The sequence below is a fragment of the Paraburkholderia sp. BL9I2N2 genome (genome assembly GCF_004339745.1).
Classification (GTDB): Bacteria; Pseudomonadota; Gammaproteobacteria; order Burkholderiales; family Burkholderiaceae; genus Paraburkholderia.
Map to the genome: position 1 here is coordinate 2,771,787 of NZ_SMGP01000001.1, position 16,100 is coordinate 2,787,886.

10 protein-coding genes and 1 riboswitch are annotated in these 16,100 nt (G+C 63.5%); of the genes, 2 read left to right on the plus strand and 8 right to left on the minus strand.

Annotation, left to right across the window (positions count from 1 at the left end):
- Nucleotides 1-173: 173 nt before the first annotated feature.
- From pelG to B0G74_RS12805, 7 genes are all read right to left on the minus strand, one after another.
- Entirely contained in the window at nucleotides 174-1,547 is a 1,374-nt protein-coding gene (gene pelG, locus B0G74_RS12775) for an exopolysaccharide Pel transporter PelG (RefSeq protein ID WP_132375106.1), read from the minus strand.
- Nucleotides 1,547-3,199, minus strand: coding sequence for a GT4 family glycosyltransferase PelF (gene pelF / locus B0G74_RS12780; protein ID WP_132375107.1), 1,653 nt, complete (start codon nucleotides 3,197-3,199; stop codon nucleotides 1,547-1,549). The genes pelG and pelF overlap by 1 nt, the downstream gene beginning before the upstream one ends.
- Nucleotides 3,196-4,206: a hypothetical protein gene (locus tag B0G74_RS12785; RefSeq protein ID WP_132375108.1), complete on the minus strand. Its 1,011-nt coding sequence runs from the start codon at nucleotides 4,204-4,206 to the stop codon at nucleotides 3,196-3,198. The genes pelF and B0G74_RS12785 overlap by 4 nt, the downstream gene beginning before the upstream one ends.
- Nucleotides 4,199-5,617, minus strand: a complete 1,419-nt coding sequence (locus tag B0G74_RS12790) for a PelD GGDEF domain-containing protein (protein ID WP_165923851.1) — start codon at nucleotides 5,615-5,617, stop codon at nucleotides 4,199-4,201. Before B0G74_RS12790 ends, B0G74_RS12785 begins: the two co-directional genes overlap by 8 nt.
- 83 nt (nucleotides 5,618-5,700) lie before the next feature.
- Nucleotides 5,701-6,252, minus strand: a complete 552-nt coding sequence (locus B0G74_RS12795) for a penicillin-binding protein activator LpoB (RefSeq protein ID WP_132375110.1) — start codon at nucleotides 6,250-6,252, stop codon at nucleotides 5,701-5,703.
- Nucleotides 6,253-6,289: 37 nt separating this feature from the next.
- Nucleotides 6,290-10,246: a tetratricopeptide repeat protein gene (locus B0G74_RS12800; protein WP_165923852.1), complete on the minus strand. Its 3,957-nt coding sequence runs from the start codon at nucleotides 10,244-10,246 to the stop codon at nucleotides 6,290-6,292.
- Between the two features lie 19 nt (nucleotides 10,247-10,265).
- On the minus strand, nucleotides 10,266-12,971 hold the full coding sequence (locus tag B0G74_RS12805) for a sugar ABC transporter (RefSeq protein WP_132375112.1): 2,706 nt from the start codon (nucleotides 12,969-12,971) through the stop codon (nucleotides 10,266-10,268).
- Nucleotides 12,972-13,713: 742 nt separating this feature from the next.
- A riboswitch (cyclic di-GMP riboswitch) is annotated at nucleotides 13,714-13,793 on the plus strand.
- A gap of 56 nt (nucleotides 13,794-13,849) precedes the next feature.
- Here B0G74_RS12805 and B0G74_RS12810 point away from each other — a divergent pair.
- The gene (locus B0G74_RS12810) at nucleotides 13,850-14,722 is read left to right on the plus strand and encodes a spherulation-specific family 4 protein (protein WP_132375113.1); all 873 of its coding nucleotides are present in this window, start codon (nucleotides 13,850-13,852) and stop codon (nucleotides 14,720-14,722) included.
- A gap of 343 nt (nucleotides 14,723-15,065) precedes the next feature.
- The gene (locus B0G74_RS12815) at nucleotides 15,066-15,227 is read left to right on the plus strand and encodes a DUF1328 domain-containing protein (RefSeq protein ID WP_007182451.1); all 162 of its coding nucleotides are present in this window, start codon (nucleotides 15,066-15,068) and stop codon (nucleotides 15,225-15,227) included.
- Between the two features lie 201 nt (nucleotides 15,228-15,428).
- Here the strand turns inward: B0G74_RS12815 and B0G74_RS12820 are convergent, their stop codons facing one another.
- Nucleotides 15,429-16,058 (minus strand): GNAT family N-acetyltransferase, encoded by a 630-nt coding sequence (locus tag B0G74_RS12820; protein WP_207915642.1) that lies wholly within the window; start codon nucleotides 16,056-16,058, stop codon nucleotides 15,429-15,431.
- Between the last annotated feature and the right edge of the window lie 42 nt (nucleotides 16,059-16,100).

A 16,100-nucleotide genomic window follows, 5' to 3' on the forward strand; every position in this document is an offset into this window, starting at 1 on the left:
GGCCGCCGAAGCGAGCCAGGATCATACTGATGCATGGTGGAATCCGAAGTCGAACGGTGTGAGGCCAAGGGTGTCGGCGCGCCGATTCACGCTCGTCAAACGCGCCGGGATGTCGCCACCTTAGAACGGCAGCACGAACACGATCTTGAGTCGCAAACAGCGACGCCTTGGGTTCAACCCCGCAACATATACGTTTCGTATTCCAAAGACATGAATTTGCGGTCGAGCACCTTCACGGATGCCACCACCACGACCAGCAGCGCCAGCGCAAAACCATAGCCGTAAAAATCCGGCCCGAGCCTGAGCGTGATGCCGGTGAAGAGTCCGTTCAGCACGACGAATGCGCCGGTGAGCCGCAGCACCACGCGCCGCCCGTCGAGATAGAAGAACACGTTGAGCAGACCCAGCAGCAACACCTGCAGACTCGCAGACACCACGTCGACGACGAGCAGCGGCATGTACAACGGCGAAATGCCGAGCGAGCCCAGCACGCGCTCGCCGAAGGCGATGATCAGCAGCAGCACGACCGTCTGCACCTTGATGATTTCGTACAGACCGGCACGCACGCTGCCCACCATCATGTCGCGCATCTCGTTGATATGGCGCAGCGTCGCGCCGCTGCGCACCGCGTCGTAGAAGGCGTCGTAGTACTCGACGAAATCCGCTTCGATGCGCACGAGAAACGTTGCCATGCCGGGCATCACGCACACGTAGGCAATAAAAATCGGAATGTCGTAAATCACCGAAGCATTCAGCGGTCCGATCACGTGCGTGCCCGTGCCCGGCGCATACCAGAACATGAACTTGTCGAGCCACACGCCGATGTTGAACAACAGGCCGACCAGCGCGAGGCTCGGGTAGGCGAAGCGCCGCTCGAACACCTCGAACGAAACGAAACGCTCGCTGCGGTAGTTACGGTAGATCAAGCCCGACAGACCGGCGAGCAGCACGATGTGCCCCGCCACGAAGCCGCCAAGCAAGCCGACCAGTCCATAGCCGTTCAACGCGAGTGCAAGGCACACCACGCACGCATAGCCCACCGCGAACACAACGAGGATCTGCCGATACTGCTTCACGCTCGACAAAAAAATCACGGCGATCCAGATGTTGCTGACCACGACGAAGCCCGTAATCATCAGCAAGCGGTAGATCAGCGGTTCCTCGCGGAAACCCACCAGCATCGCGATCACCGCGACCACGCTGGCCAGCACCGACGACACCAGCACCACGCCGTTATAGTTCGACAGCACGAGGTCGTCGCGCTTTTCGAATAGCCGGTCTGAGATGAAGCGCGTGAACGATAGTTGCAGCGGCCCGGTCAGAATCAGGCTGAGCGCGATCAGATACGTGACCGACACCTGAAACTGCACGATCGCAAAAGTCGGAATCACCGAGGTGAGACTGATCAGCCCGATGATCAGGATCCCAAAGATTGACAGGATCAGCGGACCGGAACTGATCAGGCCCGCGTAGGCATAGGCGCGCGCCACGCCGGTCAGCGTGTCGCGGCGCATGATCTTGCGTAATTCGAAGCCGATACCCGCCATCAGCGTGTCTCCTGCGATTGAACGGGCTGCGCCGGCTGCACGCGCGGGTCCGCCTTGGATTGGGTGCCGTGGTGCATCGGGCAGCGCGCCGCATCGGCGGCCGTGCCGTTACGGTCACGGTCCGGCATGGCGGCGAGGCGCTCATACAGCGTGCGATAGCGGTCGATCATCTGCTTCTTGGTGTAGTAGCGGCGCACGCGCGCGAGTCCGGCCTGCTGCGCAGCCTGCCAGCGCGTTTCGTCGGCGAGCAGCGACAGCACCGCCTGGGCGAACGCCGCCGGGTCCGCGAGCTGCACCACCATGCCCGCCGAGCCGAGCGCGCGATCTTCCTCATCCACGCCTTCGATCAATTGACGGCACGAACCCACGTCCGTCGTGATGGCCGGCACGCCGGCCGCGAAACCTTCCAGCACCACCAGCGGCAGCGCCTCGCTGATCGAGGTCAGCGCGATCACGTCGATTTTCGGCATCATGTCGTCGATACGCTGGAAGCCGAGGAATTTCACGTTGCGGCTCAGCCCGAGACTCTCCACCAGCGCGCGGCATTCGAGCGCGTAAGCGGGATCTTCCTCTTCCGGTCCGATGATCCAGCCTTCGAGATCCGGCATGGTGCGCGACGCAATGAAGATCGCGCGAATGAAGGTCTTGATGTCCTTGATCGGCACCACGCGCCCGATCAGCGCCACCACTTTGTGTGACCGCGGCTTGCGCTCGGCGACCAGCGGCGCGAGCGCGTCGACGTCGATGCCGTTCGGAATGCATTGCGTGCGCTCGGCGCGCGCGCCGTCCGTGACCTGGCGCTGGCGGTTCGCCTCGTACAACGCGACGATGTCGTCCGCCGCATCGTACGCGAGCTTGCCGATCGCTTCGAAGAAACGCACCCACAGTTCGCGGAAATAGCTGACGCGCGAGATATCGCGCTCGAACACCCCGCGGTTGTCGCGAATCCACTGGCTCTGCAGCAGGTCGATCTTGCGCTCTTTCGTATAGATGCCGTGCTCGGAGATCAGCAGCGGGCGCCCCGTGCGGTAATGCACCAGTGCGCCGAGAAAACCGCCATATCCCGTCGATACCGTGTGGTACACCTTCGCCGGCAACAGCTTTTCAGCGACGCGCGCGAGCTGCCACAGCGGCTTGTGCATGATGCGCACGGTCCAGAAGTAATCGGTGAACGAAGGATCGGTACAGTACTTCTGATACTGATCGACGATCGTGTCCCAGGCGGCGCGGCTCGACAGGAATTGTTCCTCGCTCAGCGCGCCGTTGGTCCCGAGCATCGGAATCACGTCGGCCATCAGCGCACTCACGTCCCGGCCGTTGCGCGGATCGCGCAGAGCGTCATGCAATTTCTGCGAGCGGGCAAAGGCCGCGGCGTCGCCATCGACGGCGCGCGGCTGGAAGTCCGCAACGGCCTGCTCGTACAGGTAGTGCGTTTCGATATGCACGACGTTGTCCGGCAGCGCGTAAGCAGCACCGTTGTAGTCCTGTTCCCGGCTGCCAATGAAGACAATCGCGAAACGGGTTGCCGGGTACGAGCGGATCATTTCATTGACCCAGCTCGACACGCCGCCTCGCACGAACGGGAACGTGCCTTCGAGCAGCAGGCAGACATCGGCATCGGCGGCACGGCGGATCGGGAGTTCTTTCATCATGACCAGTACTTCACAACCGGTTTGAGTGTGGGCAACGCGGCAGCATTGCCCAGCGATGCGAGAAGCTGCTCGACACGAGCGTAGTCGCCGCGCAGGAAGTCGGCTTCAGCCAGCCACGGCACCAGCCGTTCGCGCGGGAAACCGAGTGCGAGCGCTCGCCCGATGTATTCGTGCGCGGCGTTAGGCAAGCCGCTCGCCAGCGAGAGACGACCGCGAATCAGCCACAGCGCGGCGTCGCCCGGATCGGTTTCGAGCGCTGCCTGCGCGTAGCGGTCGGCCTGTTGCAGCGTATGGCGATAGACCGCGCCCTGCACCAGATTCTGGTACACGAGTTCGAAATAGAGCTCGGCGAGCATGCGGTTGAGCGCGTGGCGTTCGACGTCGCTGTCGGTCGCTTCGAGCGCTTTGCTGGTCCGGAAGATCTTCTGCATGATTTCGTTTTCGGCGTGATCCAGCGTGCCGTAAGCGATCAGGCGAATGTCTTCGAGTGGGTCGGCAAGCAACTCGCGCAGCAACGTGCCCGTCGTGCGAGTGGGCATGCTCTGGATCGCCACCAGCGCGGACAGCCGGTCGGTGGGCGACACCTGGGTGTTGGCAAGACGCGCCTGCAGCCGCGCGCCGCCGCCGTGCGACACACGCGACACCAGGTAGGTGACGAATTCCGGCCGCGGCACATCGGCGAGTTGATCGCTGTCCTTGTCGCCCGGAAAGAGCGCTGCCCAGAGGCAGCTAATCAGCACCACGAGGCCGCCGAACAGCGGCACGAAGGTGCAGGCGAGCCACAGGAACACGAACGACACCATGCGAGGCTCGCGATAATTCGCCGGCAGCCACGCGCGGAACGCGACCGCTTCGGCGAGTCCCGCCACCGCTTGCAACGCGAGAAAGCGCAGCAAAGGATCGATCGCGCCGGCCGGTTGCAGCAGGCTCGCGATCGCCAGATACTGCACGATCACGGCCACCACGGCCGCGAGCACGCTGACGATGAGTGAAAGGGTCTTAGACATCGAGGCCGCTTCGTTTGAGAAGACGCATCAGCGCCGCGCCCGGCTCGTCGCCCTCGAGGTGGAGCGTGTGAACGCCGACGCGCGCGTGTTCGAGGTCGGTGTTGAATTGGGCCGTCAGGCTGGCTTCGATCCGCGCCAGATAACCGTCGATACCGGTCGTGTCGGTGGCCGGCATCAGATTCACCAGCACCGACTGCTTCGCGGTCTGCACCGGCCACATCACGTCCAGTGAACGACGGCGGCGCATGACGTGCTCGAACAGCGAGTCGCCCTCTTCATCGCGCGGAAACGCCAGCGCGACGAGCGACGACGCCACGCCCGCCTTCTGCTGGAGACGCGTGAGGCGGCTCAGGTCGAGCGCGAATTCGTACGGGCAATTCGGCACGCTGTCGAGAATGCGTTGCACGAACGCGGAATGCTCGACGCCGTCCGCGTAATAGCCCAGCAACACCAGCAACAGTTGCAGGTTGTCGAAATTGAGCGACAGGAACGGCATGCGCTTGACGACAAGCAGCGCGCGCAATTCACCGTCCGCGGACACCAGCGGCGCGCAGACCAGGTACTGGCTGACCGGCACCACCGTGTTTTCGTTCTTCAGATGCGCGACGCTCAGCGTGTTGAGCGCATGCGTGACGAGTTCGTCGTGCATGGCGAGTTCGAACGCGTCGCCGATCTGCGCGATGGCCTGCGTGCCGAGCTTGCCGTGATGCACCGGATACAGCGCCGCGACTTCGATCTGGCAGGCCTGCGCGACGAATTCGAGCAGACCGCTCGCGCCGCCCAGCGGGTCGCTTTCCTTGCCCGCCGCCGGCACGGCGAGCGCCGTATCGGTGGCGACCGAGAGACGGCGCAACTCGGTAATCGAATCGCGCAACGTGGTCGGGCGGGACAGCAGGTCCTTTTCGAGCCGCTCGTGCGAGAGCCGCATCAGATAGTGACTGTTGGTCAACGCCACGAGACGGTCGTTCAGGTAGTCATTCAACGAGGACGCGCGCCCGGCGCGGCTGCCCCACGTATCGCCGAAATGCCCGGCGAGAATCGTCTGGATCAAACCGCCCGCGAAATATAGCGTGGGGAACGGATCGCCGTGCTGATAAAAGAGCGTCCATGCACCGAGCATGAAAGCACCGCTCAGCAGACCGAGCAGGGCGCCGTAGCGCAACGCCACCAGCAACGGCACCAGCCACAGCCACGGAAAACCGGCGTGCAGCAGCAACGGGTCTTCAGGATGAAGCCAGCGGGCCACGGCCAGCACGACCAGCACGAGCACGACAGTTTCAACGATCGCGAACGGCCGTGCCACCGCGGGCGCCAGCAAGCGGCGCACGCGTCCGAGATTGCCGAACGGATGCGCATGGCGCGGCTTCGAGGCGCCCGGGTTGTTTTCCACGGCTGCGGTATTCACGGCCATTTCCTTTTTACATGTCGGGTTTCAGCTTGCGGCCCGCACTTCGGGCGCAAGCCGCAACCTTGGGGATATGCTTACCGGCGTCCTTATTGACGCGCTTGCAACGGCGACAGAACCTTGCCGATCAACGAAGTCGCCACGCTCGACAGACCCGAGCGGCTCCAGCCCGTACGCGTACCCGTCGCGCTCCACACCACGGCGCCGTTCGACACGTCGATCAATTCGAAGGTCACGCCGACCACCGGCTCGCCGTCCACGCCCGTCTTGTAGCGCCATTCTTCGACCGCGCCGGACAGCACATAGCGGGCGTTCTGCGAACGCGCCCATTCCAGCGCCTTGTCGCCGTCGGCGCGCTGCGTGGTGTCGAACATCGCATTGCGGCTCGAATCGGCCGGCGCGATGCGCACATCGGCGATACCGCCCGCGCGCAGCGTGTTGGCCGCGATCGACTCGGCGCTATGGCCCGCGTCCGGCGTTTCAGTGTAGTTGGCGATCGACACGACCGCCACTTTGTCGCCGCGCGAGAGCGCCGGGCCCGAGGTCTGACGCACCGTGCCGCATGCGCTTACCATCAGAGCCAGCGCGGTTGCCGCGGCACACCAGGCGCTCGTACGAACCAATCGTTTAATGCCGACCATGAAGAATGCTCCTTTGGATATGTATTCGAAATCAGGTTCAATAAAACCAGCTATACCGTGCGCCGATCTGGGTCACGGGCGTGCCGAGATGCGACACGCGCTGATGCGAGAAGTAGATTGCCGCGTGATCGCCGCCGAAGATCGTGCCCGCGAGCCCCAGGCTGATCGCCGGCCCCCAGCCTTGATTCGAGTCGTGCTGTAGGCCCACGTCGAGGAACGGCCGCCACGCGCGCGTGTACTGGTCGATCAGATCGTTGCCGAAACCGAAGAAAAAGCCGTATTGCGAGTATGTCTGCGGGATGAAAGTCGACGCGGTGACCGGCCCGGCGGCCGCCGGGACCAGCCTTGAAATCAGGGCGTCGGCGTTGCCGCTCGCGCCGTAGTCGCCATGCGCGCCGACCAGGCGGAACGTGTAGTCCGGATAGTTCGTGCGGATCCGATAGCCGATCTCGCCCGTCGACAGCACGCCGCTGCCGAGGTAATTGCGTGCCTGGCTATAGAAACGATCCGCTTCGACGCTGCCCGTGGCGTACAGATTCTGCGTCATGCGATACGTGACCGTACCGATTACGTTGTCCTTCATGCCGCCGACCAGCAGTGCCTGCGATTCACGCGCCGTCTGATTGCGGCCTGCCTTGACGGCCACCGACAACGGCGAGTTCCTGCCCCACTCCGCTGCCACCGCCACGCTATAGAAACTGTCGAGCGCTTCGCGGCGGCCGGCTGTCACCATGAAAGCCGTGTCGTACGTTTGACGCCGCGCGAAAAATTCCACGGACCGATCCACCGACGGCACGTTGGTCAGTTGCGACTCGTCCGTCGAATGCTGGAAGCGCTGCACACCGTTCACGCCGACCATGTAGAAATCGGCAATCTTGATGCTGCCCGCCAACGTCTGCTCGACGTAATCGAGCGGATGCTCGACGAAGCTGTTCACCGTCGCGTCGAGCGATTGCGGCCACGTCAACGCGGTCTGCTCCAGCCGGCTATGCAGTTCCGAATCGTAGGGCGCGCCTTCCAGGCCTTGAAACGCGAGGTTTTCAGCCGCGCCCGGACGATCCACCGCGATCGATGCGTCGATACGGTTGTAGAGCGGCAAACGCGCGCCTTGCTGGTCGAGCAGACGCTCCATCGCGGGCTTGTCGTTTTCAGCAAGCGCGATCGCGATCAACTGCTCCGAAGGCTGCACCAGCACATTGGCGTACTGGCGAGCCAGCCAGCGCTTTGCCAACGGATTCGCTTCATGCGACATCGCCCAGGCGAGCGCCACGTCGCGCGCTACCGACGAAGTCAACTGCGCCTGATCCGGCGACTTCGCAGCCACGTGCGCCTTCACGGGTTGCGCGGGCGGCAGGCCGGCCGCGTCGCCGAGCAGCGTGCGGCGCGCTTCGGCGTTGTCGTTGCGGCCTGCGTCGCTGGCGAGCAGATCGATCAGGAAAGCCTTCGACACGTCCGCGTTTTCGAAGATCGACGCGAGCGTGACCTGGCGGCCGAGCATCTGCTCGCGCACTTCGCTGCCCTGTGAAGCGCGCGTGCGCAGCACGATCTGCCCTTGCGCGCTGTTGGCGCGAACTTCGGCCTCTTCCTGCTGCATCTGACGCCAGACGTTGCGACGGATCGACCACGCGAGATCGCTGCGCCCCGCCATTTCCTGCGCTTCGGCGTAGGTGAGTTGCCACAACGGATCGCGCGACATCGACGCCGACTGCAGACGCAGATATTTCAACGCGGCTTCCGGCCGGTTCAGACGCATCAGCGCGGCGGCCAGCGGGCCCCACAAGGCCGGCGCCTGCGCGGGCGCATCGCGCCATTCGGCGACCGCCTCGCGCAATTGCGCTTCGCTGCCGTAGTCCACCAGCGTCCAGAGCAGCGCGGCGCGCAAGTCGAGCGTCGCGCCGGGCAGCGACACCGCGTGCTGCAGATCGTGCAGTGCGTCGAGCGGACGATCGGTCTGGCGATAGTATTCGGCCCTCACGCGCAGGAACGCGGGGTCGGCTTCGCCAGCCGTCAGTTGTTCGGGCGTCAGGCTCTTGAGCAACGCGTCGACGCGGTCGTATTGCTCCGCATCCGTGTAATAGTGAATCGCGCTCTGCAGCGCGCGCTGCGAGTGGTCGCGGCGGAACTGCAACTCGGACGTGCGAGCCGCGTCGACCGGGTACGCGTCGTAGAAGTACGTCATCGCGCTCAGGTCTTCGGGTGTGGCCTGGCCGCTCGCCAATAGATGCTTGTAGGCGTCGTTCGCTATGTCGTCACGCTGCAATAGACGCGCGAGTTGCGCGGCATTGCGCCAGAACAGCACGTCGTCGTCCTTGGCGCCCCGGCGCGCGGCCAGCAGCGTGTCGAGCGCGCCCTTGTAGTCGCCGTGGCGATACAAAAGGCTCGCCGTGCGCAGCGCGTATTGCGTGTTCGAGGGATAGAGCTGATTCAGCTTGCGATAGTAGGTCAGCGCTTCGTCGTCCTGACCGGAGCGCTCGGCGAGCTGACCCAGGCGCGAATCGATTGCTTCAGCCGGCGAATTGCGTTGGCGGCCGCGCAGGAAAGCCAGCGCGTCGTCCGGACGGCCGAGACGCTCGTAAGCCGCAACCACCGAGTCGGCCAGCTTGAGATCGCCGGGCGCCGCATTCGATGCCTGGATCAACGCCGCCAGATAGGCATTGTCGTCGTTGAGCATGGGCGCGAGGCGCATGACGTTTTTCCAGCCTTCCGGATCGTGCGTGGTCTGTGCGTAAGCGAGCCACATCTGCAAGGCGAGCGGCGACGCATGGTTCCATTCGGCGACCTGAGCAAGGCGCTTGGTCCAGAGTGGCGAGCCTGGGTTCTTGCTGACCTGCTCGGTAGCGACTCGCTGTGCGTTCGGCAGATCGCTCGATTCGAGGAAGGACTGGTAAAGGAGGCTCGGGACGTCGTTCGATGCGGCTGCGGAGTTCGATGCGGCAGACGGCGCCGCAGGCGCAGCTGCTGCGGGACTCGACGCCGCGGCCGCCGACGCAGACGCAGCGCTGGACACCGCGACGCGCACGAGACGCACATCGCGCGAGCCGTGCGTGCGAGTGTGCATGGCTACACCGGCCCCGCCTTGCGGACCATCCATATACGCGTACTGCCCTTGCGAGCCGTCTTCACGCGAGCGTTCGCGGATGAAGGCGACGAGACGCAGCGCGCCGTCCTGATCAGGCTGAGCCCGCGCATAGCCGGCCAGCGCCTTCGCGTAACGGTCGACGAGATCCGGACGATGCGCCGCGCGCGCCAGATTCAGCAACACGACGAGCGTTTCGTGATCGTGCGCGAACGCGGCGCCGTGTTCGTTGGCGGCCGCGAGCGCCTCATCTAGCAGATTGCCCGATTGCAAGGCCCGAATACCTTCGAGAAAGCACTGACGCTTTGCATCGAAGGTCGCAGCGCTCGCTTGCAGTCGGAACCAGCCGTTCGCCGCGCCGCGATAGTCGCCCCCATACATGGCGAAGCGCACCACTTCGCGGTTCCAGCGCGTTTGCTGCGCCGGGTCCTGTTCAGCGAGGCGCGCATAGAGTTGGCCGGCGAGCTGTTGCGCGTTCACCGAGGCGGCTGCTTCCGCCAGCATCTGCAGATCGGCATTCGACCACGTCAGCGCCGCCGCATTCGTGAGCTGCGTACGCAAACGGGCGAGCGCGGCATCACGGCCCGGATCGTTAGCGGGCAGCGCAAACGTCTCGCGCGTATCGACCGTTAGACGCAGCAACTGCGCCGCGCGGCGCATGTGATCGCTCGGAATCGCTTCCATGCGGGCGGCGATACGGCGCGCGTCCTCGTTGCGGCCAAGCCGCACGTACTGCGTGCCGAGCACCGAGAGGATTTCCGTGTTGTCGGGCTGCACGCGCAGCCATGCTTCGAGGTAGGCGATGCTGAGATCGCTCGGCGCGTCGGTCGACGTCATCCGGCTACGCAGGCCGCCGCGCGGATGCACGAGATACAGCGTGATCAGCACGACGCCCGCGAGCAGCAGGACGAGCCACATGGGCGCGATGCGAGGGCGATTAGCGGCCACAGGCGACCTCGACGGACTGGTAGTTCAGTTTCTGTCCGACGTCAGCCGGCGTATCGAAACGCAGGAACTCGCCGTCGCGACGCGTGGCGACAGCCTGCTTGTTGACGCTGACCTTGCACTGCTGCGCGTTGGCCAGTTTCACGAATGGCTGGTAGTGACCGGCGAATTCGAAACGCATGCCCTGCGCCGTGCGCCGGAAGTTGCGCACGAAACCGTTGGCTTCGCCGATATACGGCGCCGCCTGTGTGGCCGCCGCGCTGCCGATTGCAAAGCGGGCGTTGCCGCCGTCGATATGGATATACGTGCCGTCAGGTCCCGCTGCAAAGCCGGTCACGCCCGACGCGTTATCGAGCGACGGTTTGGCCGCTTGCGGCCAGTGCAACTCACGCACCTCGCCGTTGCCGCGCACGATCCAGTCGCTCGCCTGTGGGCCCACCTCTTTCGCCACGGCGAACGTGTGCCAGTCGAGCACCTTGCGGATGTACTCGCTCACGTAGACCGGCATCACCGGCTGCTTGAGCACGGTTGAAAAGATCTGGTCGAGCGCGCGCAACGAGGCGACCTTGGTGCCGCTATACATGTGGTAGTAAATGTCGATCGGCTTGAAGCGCAGTGGCCGGTCGGTCATCGAGAAGGTTTCGAGCACGCGCGTAAAGCCGTAGAACGGACCTTGCCAGTCGTTCGTGTAGACGTTCTCGTCCTGATTCGGCGCATACACCTGATACGCGCCCGGCCCCTTGTCCACGCCGATCGGCGCGATATTGGTCCAGCTATTGGCTGACCTGGTGATTACCGTGTCGCCGCCGTTGAAGTTGTAGACGCCGGCCTCGTACACCTTGCGCACGACGAAACCCGGCGGCCGGCAATCGCCGGACCATTGCAGCAGCACGGTCTTCTTTCCGGGCGGCGCGAGGCGCGTGTTGATGTAGTCGATCGAACCGGTGATCTCACGGTCGATATTGAAGTGATAACCCGGAATGTTCAGCGAGAACGCCGCGTCGCCGCCTCCGCGGTCCACCTGCGCGCCGGTCTTGCTGTCCACCTGCTCCCATTGGAACGGATGCGAATACGTGTGCGTGCCGATCTCGACATGCGGCAGCGCGAACATCTTGCGCGCGATCTCTTCGAGACGCGGCGAGATATCCGGATGCAGGCCCTTGGGGCCGACTTCGCCTTCGATCACCGAGAGCGTCATCGGCACCTGATAGCGGGTGAAGATCTGCTGATACAACGCTTCGCCGGAATAGTCGGGGCCGGGAAATTCGGCGCGCGAGGCGAAACCGTCGCCGTCCACGTGTGACATGAGCAGACGCCGGCCGTTTTCGGTCGTGACGCTCGGCGACGGCATGTCCTGCAGACGCAGCGCCGCTTTCATGAACGCCATCGGCTGAATCGCCCAACGCTCCTGCTCGATGCTGTCGAGCGACGCCACGGTGTACGGGCTGAGCGCATAGCCGCCCCACGGCGTCAGCGCGACCTGATCGAGCAGCACGCCGTTGGCCGAGACGCGCAGCAACGGCTGGCTGCGCGAACCCACGCGCACGCCTTGCAGATCGCGCGGCTCGGGCTTCGGGCTGATTTCGAAGCCGACCATCGGATCGCTCTTGACCACTGTGACCGGCGCGGCCAGGGTTCCCCCCACGGCTTGCAGGTCGAGTGCCGCGCCGGCCGAGCCGGCCGCGTCGAAGCCGAACTGGCCGAGGAACGCGACGGGAACGTGATCCGCCATGCGCGCCGCGACCCAGCGTTGCCACGCTTCGGGATCGGGCACCGCGCCGCGCTGGATCCACGCGACGACGCCCGCGTAGCGATCCGGCGTGATGGCGTCCGGCAGACGCGACGAGAAGTCGGCGTACTCGACGTCGTAGCCCATATAGTTGAGCGGCGTGGCCAGATCGCGCACACCCGCGCTCAGGTCGAGCGGATCCTGGGTGTCGCGGTCCTGCACGACGAGAATCTTGCGCGGCAGCACTTCGATCTTGCCGATGCCGACCACGTCGCGGGCCTTGCTCGTCACATAAGGCAGCATGCCGGCCGACACGACGCGCGCCGCCGTGTCGCGGGCGCATTGCCGGTCGTTGCGCGCGCAATATTCCACGGACACCACCGGCACGCCGCTTTGCTGCGTGAATGCGCGCGCATCCGCAATGCGTTGCGCGCGCAACGATTCGGGGACGTCGAGAAGCTGGCCGCTGTCGCCGAGTCCACGCACCAGCGAATCGCCGACTACCGCGTAGAGCGACTTCGCAACCGGCAGCGCGTTACGCATGACGTCGGCGCCGCCCGCCACGAGGCGCGCGTCCGGATGCGCTTCATGAATGCGGCCGGCGGCGGCCACGGCCGCGGGCGTGTCGAGCAGGAAGCCACGATAGCCGCGCTGCCACAGCGGTTCGATCTGGCTGGAGAGGAATGCGTCGGCCGATCCGGCGGACTCGGCACCGGTGGTGCGGGCGATCCAGGTGGTATGCGCGAGCGGATGAGCGGCCGGGTCGAAACCCGTGGCGGGATCGACGACGACGGCATCGAATGCTTGCAATTCGCCGACAGGCGGATTGGCGGCGTAGAAGAAAGCGACGTTGGGGGCAGACGCGGCAGAGGTGGAGCTGGTCGCCGCGGCAGCGGACTGCAGCGGTGCAGCCTCCGTCCGTGTCACTGCATGAGTCGCAAGCGGTGCAATACCGGCCGCGCCAAGCATTACCGCTATCAAGGTGCGCGTAAGAAATCGTTCGCCCGCACGTTCGACCACCCCGCAAGAGTCCCCGCCGGCGCATGCCCGGGTCCGCTTCTTCATCGCCAAAATCTTTACCCCGTTCAGTCTGAACGCAAGCGGCGTTCTCCTTGTGGGGAGAATGTTTCCGCTAGCGGATTTTCGAGCCGGCCCGTCGGCATTATTTGCATCGCGCAAAAACTGACTTTGCGCCGGATGCGATACCGACTTTTTGTCTGATTACTGGTAAGGCGGTGGAAGATAGCACATGACATGTGGCGTCTCAAGCTCGCTTATGTCGTCGGCGGAATCTGGATTGTTAAATAGTGGTAAATGCATCCGCTTGAATTCAAAGGCAAACGATTGCGCACCTGAGCACAACCGATATCAAGTGTTGCGGCTGCTTAAAATCGATTCGTCAAGGAGATCCGCAATGTGTTGGAAAACCGCTGCAGCAGGCAGATCAATCTTGCTGGCTCTTAATCTTCCGATCAATAAATCGCGCGAGACAGAGGCGTTGCCCTACTCTTTCTGCGCTCTTTCAAATATTTTTAATCCTCGTCAAACAGGCGTAATCGACCGGCGTTCAAGCTCGGCTCACCGCGGCATGCTGCAATAAATACCGAAACGCAAAAAGAAATCGATTTTTTTTGGTTACTCTGGATGGGGTTCGAATCAAACGACAAAAAAATAAATCGGCCCCCTAAAGAAAACTCAAGGGATGCCGTTAGCGCAGTTTGGGCAAACCCGGAGCGATCCGGCGACGCAAAACTACAGGGACTCCCTTGCGGGAGTTTGCCAGTTGCCCGCCGTGTCCACGGCGGGCCAATCGACAGCGGTTTCGAAAGACCGCGTCAGGAGGCTACATGCAAGAAAATCGGGGAATGGGTGCGGTTGCGGGTGTGCGTGCGGTCTTCGCGTTGGAATCGGCGGAAACAACCCGCCTTGCGGGGCGCACCGGCAGGTGTCTGAAACGCGTTGGACTCATCGCAGGTCTGTTGCTGGGATGCCTCGACGGCACGGCCTTCGCGGCGGGCAGCACGGCCACCAGTCTCGTCGTACCGTCCTACTTCAACGCCACCGGCAGCGTCGCGAACTGGAACAGCCTCGTGACCTCGGCGCGCAAAGTGCCGACCACCGCCATCCTGAATCCGAACAGCGGCCCCGGCGTCAAGGAAGATCCGAACTATGCCGCCGCCGTCGCCAAGCTTCGCGCCGCGGGCGGCAAGGTGCTGGGCTATGTGTCCACCTCGTACGGAAAGCGCTCGCTCTCCGCGGTCGTGGCCGACATCAATACCTACGTGGCGCTGTATAAGGTGGATGGTTTTTTCATCGACGAGATGACGTCCGATAGCCAGATGTCGCACATCCAGTTCTACCAGTCGATCTACAACTACATCAAAGGACTGAACGCCACCTACTCGGTGACGGCCAATCCGGGCACCAACATTCCAGAACTCTACGCAAGCCTGCCGACGGCCGACCAGTTCGTCGTGTTCGAAAGCACTGCGAAGAGTTACGCAAAATATCAGCCGATGAGCTGGCAAGCCGCCTATCCGAAGAACCGCTTCGTGCACATGGTGTATGGCGCGACTGCCGCGCAATTGCCGGGCGTCGTGCAATACGCGAAGACGCATGGCGCGGGCGGCGTGTATGTCACGTCGCTTGCCGGGGGCAATCCGTATAAGGCATTGCCGCCCTACTGGAACGATGAAGTGACGGACGCCGCCGCGCATTGATGAGCTGACTTATATTGACATGCTGCTTGCTGCGGCCGGTGACACCGGCCGCGCACCTCTTATAGCCCACATTCATTCGTGAACGCTCGGGTCTGGAACGCCGGCCGCCGCCGTGTCGAAATCCGCGTTGGCGTGGATACGACAGCCGCCTTCTCGCCGCCGGCTTCAAACGAAATTTCCTTCACGCCGACGCGCCGATCAGACGCACGCCCTCGCACGGCCAGGTCTGGGCACACGTATTGCTCTATTCCGCTCGCCGGCAAATAACCCGTCAAAGCACGCAGTGCCCACAACGAGTCGCCGTTTTCCATTTCAATCCAGCAATCCATCGGTGGGAGGCCCCATGCTTCGATACGCTGCAATCTTCTTCATCATCGCAATCATCGCCGCGGTATTCGGCTTTGGCGGCATCGCCGCAGGCGCGACGGAAATCGCCAAGGTCCTGTTCTTCATCTTCGTGGTGATCTTCCTCGTCACCTTGCTGATGGGCGTGATGCGACGCTGATGAATGCTTCGACCGTTTAGGCGGAAACACACCTGCCCCGGCGCGAGAATCAGCAATCCGTTGCAATACTTGCCGTACCGTATTGCAATTGTTGCTGCCCGCGCCGGGGTTTTCACTTCCGGGCTCGACCTGCATCCATGCGTTCTACACAGCGCATTGCACCGCAGCACTTCCCCGCTCTTCGTTGTCGCTTCCTCGTCTTCACGCCGCGCGCGCAATCGGCGCACGCACGCTCAATCGATGCGACCAGTTAGCGAGCGTACGCGTCGCCACCGGCGGCTTGCTCAAGATCGCGCTGTCGTAACGCTTGCCGTCGAAGCGCACGAAATCGACGATACGAAACCCCTGTTCACGATAAAACGCGATCAGATGCGCTGCCGGTTGCGGCGTGTCGAGCGCAAGCTCGGCATAACCTCGCGTCGCGGCCCAATGATCGGCGAATGCGATCAGCAACGTACCGATACCGCGCGACTGCCACACCGGTTCGACCGCGAACTGGCGCATGCTGGCGATATCGTCGCGACGGTATAGATCGCACGCCGATTCACGGTCCGTCGCATAGAGCGTCATCGTGCCGACGATGCGCCCGTCGCACACCGCCACGTAGCAATCGCCGCGCGTTGCGCGCAAGCGTGTGGTCTCGACGGTCTGATCCACGCACGTGCAATTGAGGCCCATCGCGCCGAGCGGCGTGAAGGCCCGATGCAACAACGCCGTCAACGCGACGAACGAATCGCGTGCCGGATCGAAGCGGCGCAATTCGACACGGCCCATGCCGTGACACACGTAGTCGATACGAACGGATTGTTGCTTCGTTGCACGTCGCTTCACGTTGAGCACCTCGTGGTATCAAGATGCTCGAAGTGTAGATTT

What these genes read in the sequence shown, in the direction of transcription:
- pelG (WP_132375106.1), bottom strand. Translation starts at nt 1,547, where the DNA reads ATGGCGGGTATCGGCTTCGAATTACGCAAGATCATGCGCCGCGACACG.
- pelF (WP_132375107.1), bottom strand. Translation starts at nt 3,199, where the DNA reads ATGATGAAAGAACTCCCGATCCGCCGTGCCGCCGATGCCGATGTCTGC.
- B0G74_RS12785 (WP_132375108.1), bottom strand. Translation starts at nt 4,206, where the DNA reads ATGTCTAAGACCCTTTCACTCATCGTCAGCGTGCTCGCGGCCGTGGTG.
- B0G74_RS12790 (WP_165923851.1), bottom strand. Translation starts at nt 5,617, where the DNA reads ATGGCCGTGAATACCGCAGCCGTGGAAAACAACCCGGGCGCCTCGAAG.
- B0G74_RS12795 (WP_132375110.1), bottom strand. Translation starts at nt 6,252, where the DNA reads ATGGTCGGCATTAAACGATTGGTTCGTACGAGCGCCTGGTGTGCCGCG.
- B0G74_RS12800 (WP_165923852.1), bottom strand. Translation starts at nt 10,246, where the DNA reads ATGTGGCTCGTCCTGCTGCTCGCGGGCGTCGTGCTGATCACGCTGTAT.
- B0G74_RS12805 (WP_132375112.1), bottom strand. Translation starts at nt 12,971, where the DNA reads ATGCTTGGCGCGGCCGGTATTGCACCGCTTGCGACTCATGCAGTGACA.
- B0G74_RS12810 (WP_132375113.1), top strand. Translation starts at nt 13,850, where the DNA reads ATGCAAGAAAATCGGGGAATGGGTGCGGTTGCGGGTGTGCGTGCGGTC.
- B0G74_RS12815 (WP_007182451.1), top strand. Translation starts at nt 15,066, where the DNA reads ATGCTTCGATACGCTGCAATCTTCTTCATCATCGCAATCATCGCCGCG.